Annotated in this window: 15 protein-coding genes and 1 other RNA gene; 5 read left to right on the top strand and 11 right to left on the bottom strand. The window is 55.7% G+C overall.

Features of this window, described 5'->3' with window-relative positions; all coding sequences use genetic code 11:
- Complete coding sequence (locus KCG39_RS25010; protein ID WP_004129869.1) at nt 1-273, bottom strand: metal-sensing transcriptional repressor; 273 nt, start codon at nt 271-273, stop codon at nt 1-3.
- Between the two features lie 167 nt (nt 274-440).
- Here KCG39_RS25010 and KCG39_RS25005 point away from each other — a divergent pair, with 167 nt between their 5' ends.
- Entirely contained in the window at nt 441-1,307 is an 867-nt protein-coding gene (locus KCG39_RS25005; RefSeq protein WP_142467853.1) for a nickel/cobalt efflux protein RcnA, read from the top strand.
- Nucleotides 1,308-1,353: 46 nt separating this feature from the next.
- Here the strand turns inward: KCG39_RS25005 and KCG39_RS25000 are convergent, their stop codons facing one another.
- Together KCG39_RS25000 and yczE are read right to left on the bottom strand one after the other, a co-directional pair.
- Entirely contained in the window at nt 1,354-1,707 is a 354-nt protein-coding gene (locus tag KCG39_RS25000; protein WP_004129864.1) for a DUF1428 domain-containing protein, read from the bottom strand.
- Nucleotides 1,708-1,799: 92 nt separating this feature from the next.
- Complete coding sequence (gene yczE, locus KCG39_RS24995) at nt 1,800-2,414, bottom strand: membrane protein YczE (protein ID WP_049113919.1); 615 nt, start codon at nt 2,412-2,414, stop codon at nt 1,800-1,802.
- Nucleotides 2,415-2,501: 87 nt separating this feature from the next.
- On the opposite strand from yczE, the gene yczR reads away from it, so the two are divergent.
- Nucleotides 2,502-3,929, top strand: a complete 1,428-nt coding sequence (gene yczR / locus KCG39_RS24990) for a MocR-like transcription factor YczR (protein WP_049113917.1) — start codon at nt 2,502-2,504, stop codon at nt 3,927-3,929.
- Between the two features lie 133 nt (nt 3,930-4,062).
- Here the strand turns inward: yczR and KCG39_RS24985 are convergent, their stop codons facing one another.
- The 3 genes from KCG39_RS24985 to ffs all read right to left on the bottom strand — a co-directional run bounded on the left by KCG39_RS24985 (nt 4,063) and on the right by ffs (nt 4,945).
- On the bottom strand, nt 4,063-4,278 hold the full coding sequence (locus KCG39_RS24985; RefSeq protein ID WP_004129860.1) for a hypothetical protein: 216 nt from the start codon (nt 4,276-4,278) through the stop codon (nt 4,063-4,065).
- Complete coding sequence (locus tag KCG39_RS24980; RefSeq protein ID WP_004129858.1) at nt 4,275-4,532, bottom strand: hypothetical protein; 258 nt, start codon at nt 4,530-4,532, stop codon at nt 4,275-4,277. The genes KCG39_RS24985 and KCG39_RS24980 overlap by 4 nt, the downstream gene beginning before the upstream one ends.
- Nucleotides 4,533-4,848: 316 nt before the next feature.
- Nucleotides 4,849-4,945: signal recognition particle sRNA small type (gene ffs, locus KCG39_RS24975), an RNA gene on the bottom strand.
- Nucleotides 4,946-5,195: 250 nt separating this feature from the next.
- Here ffs and KCG39_RS24970 point away from each other — a divergent pair.
- Nucleotides 5,196-5,603, top strand: a complete 408-nt coding sequence (locus KCG39_RS24970; RefSeq protein ID WP_004129856.1) for a hypothetical protein — start codon at nt 5,196-5,198, stop codon at nt 5,601-5,603.
- 65 nt (nt 5,604-5,668) lie between these two features.
- Nucleotides 5,669-5,980 carry an MGMT family protein gene (locus tag KCG39_RS24965; protein WP_004129854.1) on the top strand — a complete coding sequence of 104 codons (312 nt, stop codon included), beginning with the start codon at nt 5,669-5,671 and terminating at the stop codon, nt 5,978-5,980.
- 38 nt (nt 5,981-6,018) lie between these two features.
- Here the strand turns inward: KCG39_RS24965 and KCG39_RS24960 are convergent, their stop codons facing one another.
- Nucleotides 6,019-6,528, bottom strand: coding sequence for a YbaY family lipoprotein (locus KCG39_RS24960; RefSeq protein ID WP_004129852.1), 510 nt, complete (start codon nt 6,526-6,528; stop codon nt 6,019-6,021).
- Between the two features lie 220 nt (nt 6,529-6,748).
- On the opposite strand from KCG39_RS24960, the gene tesB reads away from it, so the two are divergent.
- Nucleotides 6,749-7,612 (top strand): acyl-CoA thioesterase II, encoded by an 864-nt coding sequence (tesB, locus tag KCG39_RS24955; RefSeq protein ID WP_004129849.1) that lies wholly within the window; start codon nt 6,749-6,751, stop codon nt 7,610-7,612.
- Between the two features lie 56 nt (nt 7,613-7,668).
- Here the strand turns inward: tesB and amtB are convergent, their stop codons facing one another.
- The 4 genes from amtB to KCG39_RS24935 all read right to left on the bottom strand — a co-directional run bounded on the left by amtB (nt 7,669) and on the right by KCG39_RS24935 (nt 13,114).
- A complete protein-coding gene (gene amtB / locus KCG39_RS24950) occupies nt 7,669-8,955 on the bottom strand; it encodes an ammonium transporter AmtB (protein WP_004129846.1) in 1,287 nt (428 codons plus the stop codon).
- Nucleotides 8,956-8,988: 33 nt separating this feature from the next.
- On the bottom strand, nt 8,989-9,327 hold the full coding sequence (glnK, locus tag KCG39_RS24945) for a P-II family nitrogen regulator (RefSeq protein ID WP_004099573.1): 339 nt from the start codon (nt 9,325-9,327) through the stop codon (nt 8,989-8,991).
- Nucleotides 9,328-9,570: 243 nt separating this feature from the next.
- Complete coding sequence (locus KCG39_RS24940) at nt 9,571-11,349, bottom strand: SmdB family multidrug efflux ABC transporter permease/ATP-binding protein (protein WP_049113915.1); 1,779 nt, start codon at nt 11,347-11,349, stop codon at nt 9,571-9,573.
- Complete coding sequence (locus tag KCG39_RS24935; RefSeq protein WP_049123374.1) at nt 11,342-13,114, bottom strand: SmdA family multidrug ABC transporter permease/ATP-binding protein; 1,773 nt, start codon at nt 13,112-13,114, stop codon at nt 11,342-11,344. Before KCG39_RS24935 ends, KCG39_RS24940 begins: the two co-directional genes overlap by 8 nt.
- Nucleotides 13,115-13,142: the final 28 nt, after the last annotated feature.

Raw genomic sequence — 13,142 nt, 5'->3', positions numbered from 1 at the left:
CTATTTCAGATAGGATTTTATTACCTGCATCACTACATCAAGGTCAGCTTCGCGCTGGCCCTCCTCCGGCTCTTTAACGACGTGATCCGTTAAATGCCCCTGGATAACCTGCATCATCATGCCGTTTACCGCACCGCGAATTGCAGCCAGCTGCTGTAAAACCTCGGCGCATTCATGTTCGCGGTTTAGCATTTTTTCCAGCGCGGCGCTTTGCCCCTGAATTTTCTTCAATCGGGTCAATAACATCTTCTTGTGACGAACGGTATGTGACATTTCGCGATCCACTATTTGATTAATCGATCGTTTCCACTAACGACCCTTGTATGCAATCAGAACAGCATAACATGCCCTACTCCCCCGGAGTATTTTTCTACTGGGGGGTAGTATTTATGTACTGGGGGGGAGTAGCATACAAGCACTTTTTAGTTAGGGATCACGTTATGAACGATTTCGCTTCACTCCTGCAGCAGGGCAACGCCTGGCTATTTATTCCAAGCGCGATTCTGCTGGGCGCGCTGCACGGCCTTGAGCCCGGGCACTCAAAAACCATGATGGCGGCATTTATCGTGGCGGTGCACGGAACATTAAAGCAGGCGGTGCTGCTGGGGCTGGCGGCGACGGTATCGCATACCGCGGTGGTCTGGCTGGTGGCCATGGCAGGCCTGTGGTTCGGCCGCGGCTGGAATGCACAAACGTCGGAACCCTGGTTTCAACTGTTCTCAGGGATCCTTATCGTACTGATTGCCTGCTGGATGCTGTGGCGTACCTGGCGCGAATCTCGTTCATATCACCATGAACATGAACATGAACATGAACATGAACATAAGCATGAACACGAACACGAACACGAACATAAGCATGAGCATCACCACCACCATCCGCATGAACATTATCCCCACGTTCATCAACATCCGCTGGTTGCCGCCGATGACTGGCAGGACGCCCATCAGCGCGCACATGCGCAAGAGATCAATCGCCGCTTTAACGGGCAACAGGTCACTACCGGGCAGATCGTCTTGTTTGGACTGACGGGGGGACTCATTCCCTGTCCAGCGTCAATAACCGTGCTGCTTATTTGCCTGCAGTTGAAAAAGTTCTCGCTGGGCGCAACCCTCGTGCTGGGGTTTAGCGTTGGGCTGGCGCTCACTCTGGTGGCTTCCGGTGCAATTGCCGCGCTGAGCCTGAAGCACGTAGCCAACCGCTGGCCCGGGCTGAACGATCTCTCGCGCAAAGCGCCGTGGATTTCCGGCACCCTGATTATGGTGGTGGGTTTTTATATGCTGCTGCATGGCTGGGGCCATCTGTAACGCGTCTATCGCCATACCCACAAACGATGGGGATGGCAAAGATGAATTATTCATCCAGAAGCGGGGCGAAGCCGCCGTATATCATTCGTTTTCCATCAAAGGGCATATTTTCGCCAAACTCTTTCATTCGCGGGTCGGCCATCATTTTGGCATTGGCGGCATCGCGAGCCTCTTTAGAGGGGTACTCAATCCAGCTGAACACTACCTCTTCACCCTCTTCAGCTTTCACCGCCATGCGAAAATCGGTCTGCTTGCCATCCGGGACATCATCCGCCCAGCACTCGACCACACGTAATGCGCCAAACTCTTTAAATAATGGCGCGGCCTTTGCTGCCATCTCGCGGTATGCCTCCTTATTTTCCGCCGGTACGGCAACGACAAAACCATCAACATACTTCATGAGTCTGATCTCCGAAGTGAACAGTACGACCGGAGAATCCGGCCGTATCTGAATTGATAAGTTTAGTCGCCAGGCCTGATAACAGCGTAAAATCAGGAAATAGCCTCACCGGGTTTCGCCAGAGCCTTACGCGCGGCTGGCTGATGGAACCACGGCAGGCACAGCTGGATCAGCGGACCGATAGTTAACGCGTAGAGTACGGTTCCCACGCCAAACTTGCCGCCCATCATCCAGCCAATCAGCAGAACCGAAACTTCAATCGCGGTGCGAATACCGCGCAGCGACCATCCCGTACGGGCATGCAGGCCGGTCATCAACCCATCGCGCGGCCCTGGACCGAAACCCGCGCCAATATACATCCCCGTCGCCAGCGCATTCAGAACGATAGCCCCAACCAACAGCAAGCTACGCGCCACCAATGAATCAAACGGCGGCAGCACGGCCAGAGTCGCGTTTGCCGCCAGCCCCAGCACAATGACGTTGCTTACCGTCCCCAGCCCAGGCATTTGCCGCAGCGGGATCCACAGCAGCAACACTGCCGCTCCCGTCAGGATCATGACCGTGCCGAAATCCAGATTAAACTGTTTGCCGATCCCTAAATGGAAAACATCCCACGGGTCGGCCCCCAGATTGGCGTGAACAAATAACGCGGTCGACACGCCGTACAGGACCAGACCAATATAAAGTTGTAGCAAGCGACGTACCATTTTTCACCTCAAGACAATTGCGATCTCCCCCATCATCAGCAAAAATGGATTGATAATTAATGGCCAGTTTTTAAAAAGTGGATTGCTATGTCATCTCGTCGCTTTGGTTCACAATCGCTGGTACGGCTGCTCGGCAACTGGCAGGAGTCCACCTCTCGTACGCCTATCTGGCGTCAGTTGGCGGAAGCGCTGCGCCTGCTTATCCTCGATGGCCGCCTGGCGCTGGAAACCCGCCTGCCGGGCGAACGTGAACTGGCGGCAGCCCTGAATATCAGCCGCACCACGGTTGCCAGCGCGCTCGGGCAACTGCGGGAGGAGGGCTATCTCTATAGCCGCCAGGGAAGCGGTTCGCGGATCGCCCTGCCGGAGCGTCCGGTGGAAACGTCAGCCCAAAAACCGGACCCGCTCTCGGTGAATTTGGCCGTTGCCGCCCTGAGCGCCGGACCCGAGATCCATCAGGCCTACAGCCAGGCCCTGAAGATTATGCCTGAGCATTTATCCAATACCGGTTACGATCAACAAGGGCTAGCGCTGCTGCGCGAAGCTATCGCCCGCCGCTATAGCGAACGCGGGCTGCCAACCCGCAGCGATGAGGTGATGATTGTCAACGGGGCGCTTAGCGGCTTTGCGCTGGTTCTGCGTTTATTCACCGGGCCCGGCGATCGAGTGGTGGTGGATGCGCCAACTTATCCCATGGCGCTTAGCGCGATTCAGGGCGCATCATGCCGTCCGGTTAGCGTTGCGTTACCGCAGCAGGGATGGGATTGCGACGGTTTGGCGGCAACGATCGCCCAAACGGCTCCGCGCCTGGCCTGGCTGATGCCGGATTTTCATAATCCTACCGGCCGATGTATGGATAGCGCCACGCGCCAGCGGGTAGCGGATATCGCCGCGCAAAGCCGCACCACGCTGGTGGTAGACGAAACGATGGTAGATTTATGGTACGACGCCCCGCCGCCGCCGCCTTTAGCGGCGTTTAATCCCGATGCCCCGGTGATAACCATCGGCTCGGCAGGAAAAAGCTTCTGGGGCGGTCTTCGCATAGGCTGGATCCGCGCCTCTTCACGAACCATTGCCTCGCTGGTTCAGGCACGCGACTCTCTCGATCTCGGTTCCCCACTGCTGGAACAGCTGGCCTGCTGCTGGTTACTTGAGAATGAGAACAGACTGCTGCCGTCACGCCGCGCCATGCTGGCGACCCGCAGGGACATGTGCGGGGCGCTAATGGCGGAATATTTTCCCCACTGGCGCTTCACTCCGCCGGAAGGGGGACTCTCTTTTTGGGTTGAATTACCCGGCATGCTGGCGACGCTCTTTTCCGTTCGCGCTGAAAGCCGCGGAATTCACATCGGGACAGGCACACGCTTTGGTCTGGCCGGCGCGTTTGATCGCTATCTGCGTTTGCCCTTTACTCTTTCGGATGAGGAACTACGCAGCGCGTTTAATACATTGCAGCCGCTATGGCATAGTCTTACGGAGCAGAAGGAGAACTTTCGTCTGAGGAAAATCATCTAATAAAATATCGACGGGCTGGAGCCAGCCCGTCAAAAACCATCATCCGTGATGCATATGAGATGTTTTTATAAAATTGCCGTTCAATTTTGTCTTTCTGACGTGTCAGCCCGATGACAAAATTGAAATAGTTTCATTAATGCTGACGCGGGATCGGAAACCCTTTCAGAGAAATAATAAAGCCGTCTTCATCTTTTTTAATTTTTGCACCTGTGTCACACCAATCGGAGGCAATGCGAAAAAACTCATCGCTACCGATATTCCAGTTCAGGCGTACGTGCTTGACGTAGCCGGAACGCAGCATGTCGCAGGCTTCGCTATAGTTGCTGGCTGTAGAGAGTTGTTGTTTCATTTTCTCTTCTTCAGAATTTTACGTAATGCTTTGATTTCTTTAGGGGTTAATGGAGACGCTTCCTCTTCGGTATGCTGGCTATCGATATCTTCTTCCGAAACCCCCGCCTCGTCTGCCGATTCCACTGCCTGAAAGGCCAGGAGTAGCAGTTTCTCCGTAGCCGTTCCTAGATTTTCGTTATTTTCTTCCGCATACTGACGCAGCTTTTCTTTTAACTCGCCATCAATTTTTACGTTCAGAACTACAGTGGTCATAGTCACGCTTCCCGTGAAATAAAATCATCATATAATTAATACACGAAGTTAACATGCTGATCCAGAGATATATTTTTAGCTTATATCTAACAACATTTTCCCATGAATAATCTGCACGTTATATATGACATAAAGATGACATTAATATTTCAGTTAAATTTCAATTTTATGACGTAGCGAATTTTTGGCATAAAAAATAGATGTTTTAGAAACTGAAAAAATACACACTTTATTTGTGGATATTAAATATGAAGGGATCAGCGAAGTCGCTTTTTGGCTGCACAGAGCGCTGGGGGCACGCTGAAATGGGTGGGGGCCCTGCCAGCTACATCCCGGCACACACGTCGTCTGCTCTGGCTGCTTCCTTCCGGACCTGACCTGGTAAACAGAGTAGCGTTGCGGGAGAACCAACAGAGCCCCCATTGAGAGCGCTAGTTACCTAACGCGCTGGCGCATTATCCCTGCTGAACCCCTGAATTGCAAGCCGCCGCCGATTGGGTGCTGGTTTATTGCGCAAAGTCGCGTAGTCAGAGCGATATCGCGGCTTTTTAGCGTAAATTCTCCCGTCCCTGAGAGGAGATTGCGAGCGTACTCTCAGCACAAACGCCTCTCAACATCCATAATGTTCGCTATAAATTGAATGTTTTTTACCATGGTATCTGAATGAGTGAATCACCGCGTTTAATCACTACCCTGGCGATGCCGCCAATCGACGAAGTCACCGTTTCCTTCCGCGGTTTAAACTTTCTGCGCCCGGATCTGCTTCTTGATTTTGTGACCATTAGCCAAAATCCGCTACTTGCCGTCACCCCGGTCGCGCTGCTCTACTCTAGCGTCGGCGTCCTCCAGCACATTGAATTACGTAAACTCCCTATCGAAGTCAGCGGTCGCGTGGTCTATCCAATATCAACGCTTAAGCTTCCGGCCATGCGCGCAAAACTGGTGATCAACGCTCAGTCAAAACGCCTGAAGTTTCTTGAAACCCTGTTGACCAATACGCCGAATGAGAATGTCCATGGCATGCAGGTGCTTGGCCTGGCACTGGAATTTACCGTCATTAAAACGGCTTAAGCCGTTATCTGTACAGCCCGTCGTACAACGATTATCCTGAGCCTTTACCGGCAGCAGGACGTACCATGGATTCTCACGATACTTTTCCGCAGCGAGTCTGGCAGATAGTCGCCTCGATCCCAGAGGGGTACGTTGCTACCTACGGTGACGTTGCTCAGTTGGCTGGTTCACCGCGCGCGGCGCGTCAGGTCGGCGGGGTTTTAAAGCGTCTGCCTGAAGGGTCCCATCTTCCCTGGCATCGGGTCGTCAACCGCCACGGCGATATCTCGCTTACCGGACCAGATCTACAGCGCCAACGCCAGGCGCTCCTTGCGGAGGGAGTCCAGGTCTCAGGCAGCGGTCATATTGACCTGCAGCATTACCGCTGGATTTATTAAAGGCAAAAAAATGCCCCTGAAAAGGGGCATAGTCGGGGTTATTGCGCGGCGGGAACGTTGGTATTTGCCACCGGTACCGCGGTTTGCTGGACCGGTACCAGCAGCAGGTCGGCGCGATTGCCGCCCTGATTAATCACCGTCTGCACGGTATCGGTAATAAACATCAGCTGACCGTTGACGGTAATCGCTGAACTTAACAGGATGCGTGCATTAGGCTTAATATCCGCCTGGTTGTAAGGCAGAACAAAGTTAAATGGCGCCTGCTTCCCTTCAGTCCTTACCGCTTTTTGCGACAGCACGTGCGCTGGCGCATCGGCCAGGGACGCATCCGACAAGGTTACGGTTAACACCGCATCCGGCGGTAACGCCACGCGCTGTCGAATATTAATGGTCCCGGAAACGTTAGGCTGCTGCTGCGAGGAGCTTAGTGAGGCAATGCCGTAAGGATCGGGCGCAGCCTGGTTCGCTGCATTGCTGCTGTGATTGTTCGCACAGGCAGACAACGTAGCCGCGACGGCTAAGGCACTTAACATATAGGCAAATTTCATTCTTTTCTCCTTTTCATCCCTTCTTTAACAGGAGTACATCCAGCCACAATCGGGGACAGGACATTAGTATCGTAAATAAGTGTGGCACAGATCTCAGATCTCTTCCTGGAAAAGAGCCCATATTCAGATTATTGCACCCATCGGACCACTTGCGATTCCAGGTTATACTTTGCCTCAATAACGCGCTGCGCAAAGCAGTCATCATTGATTGAGGGTCACTATGAGTCAGGCATTAACCAATCTGCTGGCATTGTTAAATCTGGAAAAAATTGAAGAGGGATTGTTTCGCGGTCAGAGCGAGGATCTGGGATTGCGTCAGGTCTTTGGCGGTCAAGTGGTTGGCCAGGCGCTATACGCAGCAAAAGAGACGGTCCCCGCAGAACGCCTGATTCACTCGTTTCACAGCTACTTCCTGCGTCCCGGCGACAGCCAGAAACCCATCATCTATGATGTTGAAGTCCTGCGCGACGGCAATAGCTTCAGCGCCCGCAGGGTGGCGGCGGTTCAAAACGGGAAGCCGATTTTCTATATGACCGCCTCTTTCCAGGCGCCAGAACCCGGCTATGAACATCAAAAAACCATGCCCGCGGCGCCCGCTCCGGACGCCCTGCCCTCCGAAACGGATATCGCCCGCAAACTGGCCCATCTGTTGCCGCCGCAGGTTAAAGAGAAATTTCTCTGCGATAAACCGCTGGAGATTCGCCCGGTCGAATTTCATAACCCCTTGAAAGGCCACGTTGCAGAACCGACGCGTCAGGTTTGGATCCGCGCCAACGGCGCCGTTCCGGAAGATCTCCGCATCCATCAGTATCTGTTAGGCTACGCTTCGGATTTTAACTTCCTGCCCGTCGCCCTGCAGCCGCATGGCGTCGGTTTTCTGGAGCCCGGCATGCAGGTCGCCACCATCGATCACTCAATGTGGTTCCACCGTCCGTTCAATATCAACGACTGGCTGCTTTACAGCGTTGAGAGCACCTCCGCCTCCAGCGCGCGCGGTTTTGTGCGCGGCGAATTCTATACGCAGGACGGCACGCTGGTAGCTTCCACAGTGCAGGAAGGCGTCATGCGTAATCGCAATACATAAAAAAACAGAGCCTCCCCTTGGGGAGGCTCTGCAGCTTCAGGAGATAACGCAATTTATCAGGCGTTGTAGGCGTTTTCGCCGTGGCTGTTTACGTCCAGCCCTTCACGCTCTTGATCTTCCGGTACGCGCAGACCAACGGTCATATCGGCAACTTTGTAACCAATGAAAGCGACAACGCCGGACCAGACAATGGTAATACCGATACTTTCCAGCTGTACCAGAACCTGATGGCCCATGGTGACGCCTTCCGCGTAACCGACACCGCCCAGAGAAGTCGCGGCGAAGATACCGGTCAGGATGCAGCCTACGATACCGCAGACGCCGTGTACGCCAAACACATCGCACGGGTCATCAACGCGCAGCCAGCGTTTCAGTACGGTGACGCCCCACAGACCCGCCAGGCCCGCAGCGATACCGACAATCAGAGAGCCGCCGACGCCGATGTAGCCGCACGCCGGAGTGATGCCGACCAGCCCGGCAATCGCACCTGAACAGGCGCCAAGCAGAGACGGTTTACCGCGGGTTGCCCACTCGCCGAAGGTCCACGCCAGGATTGCTGCCGCCGTTGCCACCACGGTATTTACGAACGCCAGACCGGCAATTTCGTTCGCCGCGCTTGCAGAACCGGCGTTAAAGCCGAACCAGCCAACGTAGAGGATCGCGGTGCCGGTGAATACCATCGGCAGGTTATGCGGTTTGAACGCTTCTTTACCAAAACCAACGCGTTTGCCCATCATATAGGCACCCACCAGACCCGCTACCGCGGCGTTGATGTGAACCACCGTACCGCCGGCGAAATCAAGCGCGCCGTGCGTGGCCAACAGACCGCCGCCCCATACCATGTGCGCAATCGGCACATAAGAGAGCGTCATCCATACCACGACGAAAATCAGTACCGCCGAGAAGCGAATACGTTCCGCCAGCGCACCGACGATCAGACCAACGGTAATACAGGCGAAGGAGCCCTGGAAGGCAACGTGGATGTACTGATAGAAGCTTCCCATCAGCGCTTTCAGTTCAATGTTTTTCAACAGTACCCAGTCGAAGTTGCCGAAGAAGCTGCCGCCAGCGCCGAAGGCCAGCGTGTAGCCATAAACCACCCACAGCACGCAGACCAGCGCAAAAGTCACGATCACCTGAGTCAGCATGGAGAGAACGTTTTTACCGCGGATCAGCCCGCCGTAGAACAGCGCGATGCCCGGAATCGACATAAACAGCACCAGCGCGGTGCAAATCATCATAAAAGCATTGTCGGCTTTATCCGCTACCGCCGGTGCGGCCATCGCCAGCCCCGGAAGAAGAGCCAACGCTCCCAGACCTGTTTTCATTGTTGCTATCTTCATTGTTTCGTTCCCCATCACTGTGTGGTCTGAAAGTTACAGTGCCGCTTCGTCAGATTCGCCGGTACGGATGCGAATCACGCGCTGCAGCTCGGCGACAAAGATTTTGCCGTCGCCAATCTTTCCGGTATACGCCGCTTTACTGATGACATCGACGACTTCGTCCAACTGATCGTCGGCAATCGCGACATCAATCTTCACTTTCGGTAGAAAATTGACGCTGTATTCGGCGCCGCGATAGAGCTCCGCGTGGCCTTTCTGACGGCCGAACCCTTTAACTTCAGTGACCGTCAGGCCCTGAATACCCATTGAAGACAATGCTTCACGCACGTCTTCCAGTTTGAATGGTTTGATTACCACCGTAACCAGCTTCATAAGTCCCCTCCAGTCAGAATTCGGTAATGGCCGCAGCTAACACGTATCTACTAAAGCAAGGGCTATGCCAGAAATGAAAAAGGACCGCCAGGCGGCCCTTTTTGAGGGAGAAGGTGAAGAATTCGCTGGAAACGAAGCGGCAAATTGGCTCTTTCGGCTAAAGTTGCACCATTTCAGTGCGCAATGTGTGACGTTTTTGCACCACCTCAGGCCGCGCTATCGCGACTGCCTGATTATGGTGCATCAGGCGATCAGCGACTCTTCCTGCGAGCTGGCCGCCAGTTCTTCGCCAACCAGCTGCAGCTGATACATCTGCCAGTAGCGGCCTTTGGCCGCCAGCAGCTGCTGATGGTTTCCGCGCTCTACGGCCTGACCGCGGTGCAGCACCAGGATCGTATCGGCCTCGACGATGGTCGATAAGCGGTGCGCAATCACCACCAGCGTCGTGTGCTCACGCACTCGCGCCAGAGCTTGCTGAATCGCCTGCTCGGTACCGGAATCAATATTGGCCGTCGCCTCATCAAGAATCAGCACCTGCGGCGTATCAACCAGCACCCGCGCCAGCGCCAGCAGCTGTTTCTGACCAACGGAGAGATTATTCCCCTGCTCGCCCAGCAGCGTATAAATCCCCTTTTCCATTTCACGGGCCAGATCTGCCAGCTGGACCGCTTCCAGCGCCTCCCAGACCTGCTCTTCGCTAATGTCGCGACCGAGGGTAACGTTGGCATAGAAGGTATCAGCCAGCACCACCGGATCCTGCTGCACCATCGCAATCCCCTGACGCAGCGCGCTGTGGCTCAAGGAAGAAAGCGGCCGACCGTCGATGCGAATCTCTCCCTGAGTTAACGGGTAGTAGCCCATCATCAGGCTGGCCAGGGTGCTTTTACCGCTCCCGGTATGGCCAACCAGCGCTACAAAGCTGCGGGACGGGATATCGAGATTAATATCCTGCAACACCAGGCTATCGTCGCGGTAGGCAAAAGAGAGATGATCGATGCTAATTGCTCCGCTGCGCAGCGGCTCGCTATCTTCACCCCACGCCTGACGCGGTTTATCCATCAGCTCGAAGACGCGCTCGCCCGCGACGACCGCCTGCTGCAGCATTGACTGCTGGGTGGTCAGCTCGATCAGCGGCTCGTTCAGTCGTCCAAGATAGCTAATAAAGGCGTAGAGCACCCCGACTTCGATCGTTCCGCTACTGCTGAAACCAAACAGCATCAGCAGGCCGCAGAGAATTAATGAAGAGAACAGGCTTAGCAGCGGACGCAGCAGGAAGCCATCAAGACGCAGAGTTTGCATACGCGCCAGATAGTGCGCATAACTGGCCTCGCGCATCCGCTCGCCGAAACGCGCCTGCTGGCGGAACTGCTGGATAACGCCCATGCCGTTAATCACTTCATTAAAACCATCGTTGATATCCGCCAGCCAGGCGCGGACCCGTCTGACGATTGGCGTGCTGTAGCGCTGATAAATCATCATCACGATCAGCACCGCCGGGAAAATAGCGATAGCCACCAGCGCCATCCGCCAGTCAAGGCTGAACATCGCCACCAGCATCGCGCCAATCAAGGCGGCGCTCCGCAGTACGGTGGCCACCACGGTCACGTACAGATCACGAATGACTTCGGTATCGTTGGTCACCCGTGAGATGAGCTGCCCGACCGGCTGCGTATCAAACTCGCTGAGCGGCTGGCGCAGCGCGGCATCCATGACGTCGCTGCGCAGCTGCTGCACCACGCCGACCGCCGCACGATTAAACAGCAACGCCTGGCAGTAATGCAGGCCAGCGGCAAGGAGTTGCAGGCCGATATAGGCTACGGCGAGACCACAAACCAGCTTCAACGGCAGCGAGTTCTTCGCCACCATATTGTCGATGAAATAGCTGATCAGCAGCGGACCGCTGACTTCCGCCACCGCCGCAACCCACATGATGGCAACGGCAATCACCAACGGTTTACGCCACGGGGAGCCGTAGGCCAGCAGGCGCTTTAAGGTCGGCCAGAGTTCAGTGAAACTACGCACCGGTGATCTCCTCATCTTCCAGCGGGACATCATCCAGCGCCGCTTCCAGCTGCTGATAACGGTACATGTCCCGATACCAGCCCGGCTGCGCCGCCAGCGCCTCATGGCGACCGCGCTGGGCAATATGCCCGTGCTGCATTACCAGAATTTCGCTGGCCTCGGTCAACGCCGACAGGCGATGGGCGCTAATGATCACCGTCCGCCCTTCTCCCCACTGCCGCAGGTTATGCAAAATCTCGTGCTCTGTTCTGCCATCCACCGCCGACAGGGCATCATCAAGGATCAGAATCTCCGCCTCCAGCAGCAGCGCGCGGGCGATGGAAATTCGCTGCTTTTGCCCGCCGGAAAGCATCACGCCACGCTCGCCGACTTCGGTGTTATATCCCTGCGGCAGGCGCAGGATATCCTCATGCACGCTGGCAAGCCGCGCAACGTGCTCGATTTGCTCCTGCGTGGCGTCCGGTTTACCAAGGGCGATGTTGCTGGCGACGGTATCGGAGAACAGGAACGGTGTCTGATTAACCACCGCCAGGCGGGCGCGCCAGCTATCGAGCTGTAGCTGGGTCAGGGGAACGTCGTGGAAGCGGATATCGCCTTCAGTCACGTCAAAGTGGCGCTGAATCAGCGCCAGAATAGTGCTCTTGCCGGAGCCGGTCGGCCCGCAAATCCCCAGCATCTGCCCGGGCTGTAGCGTAAAGTTGACCTTTTCCAGCGAGCTCTTATTCGCCTGTGGGTAGATAAACTCGCGCACGGCGACGCTGAGCGTACCGCGGCCTTCCGGCGTCGGCTCGCTGCCGTCGTTCACCGCCGGCGCCTCTTCCAGCATGGTGCGAATGCGCGCATAGGCCGCGCTACCGCGCTCAACGATGTTAAACATCCACGCCAGCGCCAGCATCGGCCAAATCATCAGGCCAAGGTACATCACAAAGCTGGTGAGCTGTCCAAGGGTCAGACTGCCCTGGATCACCATCCAGCTGCCGCCGCCGATGGCCAGCAGGTTAGCAGTACCGATGGCGATATAAATCGTCGGGTCGAAGCGCGCGTCGATGCGCGCCACGCGCATATTTTTGGCGCCGGTATCCGCGGCATCGGCGGCAAACAGCGCCGACTGTCGATCTTCGAGACCAAAGGCTTTGATCATGCGGATGCTGGTGAGGCTCTCCTGGGTGCGGTCGTTAAGGCTGGAGAACGCCGCCTGAGCGACGCGAAAACGCTCGTGTAATGCATCGCCGTTACGTTTGATCGCCAGCGCCATCAGCGGCATCGGCAGCAGCGCCAGCAGGGTTAACTGCCAGCTGATTTGCGTCGACATCACGATCAGCACCGCGCAGCCCATCACCAGGGAGTCCACCAGCGTTAACACCCCTTCGCCAGCGGCGAATACCACCCGATCCACGTCGTTGGTCGCCCGCGCGATCAGATCGCCGGTACGATGGCGCAGGTAAAAGGCCGGATGCTGGCGGCTGAGCTGGCGATAGAAATCCTCACGCAGTTCGACGGCCAGCTGATAAGAAGCGCCGAAAAGCAGCACCCGCCAGACGTAGCGCAGCAGATATACCATCACCGCAATAACGACCAACAGGCCAATCCACATCCACACCTTTTCCGCGGTGTAATGTTGTTTTGTGACGCCATCAACCACGATGCCCACCACCTTTGGCGGCACCAGTTGCAGGATGGCAATCACGATCAGCAGAGCAATAGCGCCAAGGTAACGGCGCCACTCCCGGCGGAAATACCAGCTAAGTTGAGCAAATAATCGCAAGCAGTTAAATCCTGAGTGTGTAATTCGT

The sequence above is a fragment of the Klebsiella pasteurii genome (genome assembly GCF_018139045.1).
GTDB classification, from domain to species: Bacteria; Pseudomonadota; Gammaproteobacteria; order Enterobacterales; family Enterobacteriaceae; genus Klebsiella; species Klebsiella grimontii.
This window is presented reverse-complemented; position numbering and strand designations above follow the sequence as displayed.

What these genes read in the sequence shown, in the direction of transcription:
- KCG39_RS25010 (WP_004129869.1), bottom strand. Translation starts at nt 273, where the DNA reads ATGTCACATACCGTTCGTCACAAGAAGATGTTATTGACCCGATTGAAG.
- KCG39_RS25005 (WP_142467853.1), top strand. Translation starts at nt 441, where the DNA reads ATGAACGATTTCGCTTCACTCCTGCAGCAGGGCAACGCCTGGCTATTT.
- KCG39_RS25000 (WP_004129864.1), bottom strand. Translation starts at nt 1,707, where the DNA reads ATGAAGTATGTTGATGGTTTTGTCGTTGCCGTACCGGCGGAAAATAAG.
- yczE (WP_049113919.1), bottom strand. Translation starts at nt 2,414, where the DNA reads ATGGTACGTCGCTTGCTACAACTTTATATTGGTCTGGTCCTGTACGGC.
- yczR (WP_049113917.1), top strand. Translation starts at nt 2,502, where the DNA reads ATGTCATCTCGTCGCTTTGGTTCACAATCGCTGGTACGGCTGCTCGGC.
- KCG39_RS24985 (WP_004129860.1), bottom strand. Translation starts at nt 4,278, where the DNA reads ATGAAACAACAACTCTCTACAGCCAGCAACTATAGCGAAGCCTGCGAC.
- KCG39_RS24980 (WP_004129858.1), bottom strand. Translation starts at nt 4,532, where the DNA reads ATGACCACTGTAGTTCTGAACGTAAAAATTGATGGCGAGTTAAAAGAA.
- KCG39_RS24970 (WP_004129856.1), top strand. Translation starts at nt 5,196, where the DNA reads ATGAGTGAATCACCGCGTTTAATCACTACCCTGGCGATGCCGCCAATC.
- KCG39_RS24965 (WP_004129854.1), top strand. Translation starts at nt 5,669, where the DNA reads ATGGATTCTCACGATACTTTTCCGCAGCGAGTCTGGCAGATAGTCGCC.
- KCG39_RS24960 (WP_004129852.1), bottom strand. Translation starts at nt 6,528, where the DNA reads ATGAAATTTGCCTATATGTTAAGTGCCTTAGCCGTCGCGGCTACGTTG.
- tesB (WP_004129849.1), top strand. Translation starts at nt 6,749, where the DNA reads ATGAGTCAGGCATTAACCAATCTGCTGGCATTGTTAAATCTGGAAAAA.
- amtB (WP_004129846.1), bottom strand. Translation starts at nt 8,955, where the DNA reads ATGAAGATAGCAACAATGAAAACAGGTCTGGGAGCGTTGGCTCTTCTT.
- glnK (WP_004099573.1), bottom strand. Translation starts at nt 9,327, where the DNA reads ATGAAGCTGGTTACGGTGGTAATCAAACCATTCAAACTGGAAGACGTG.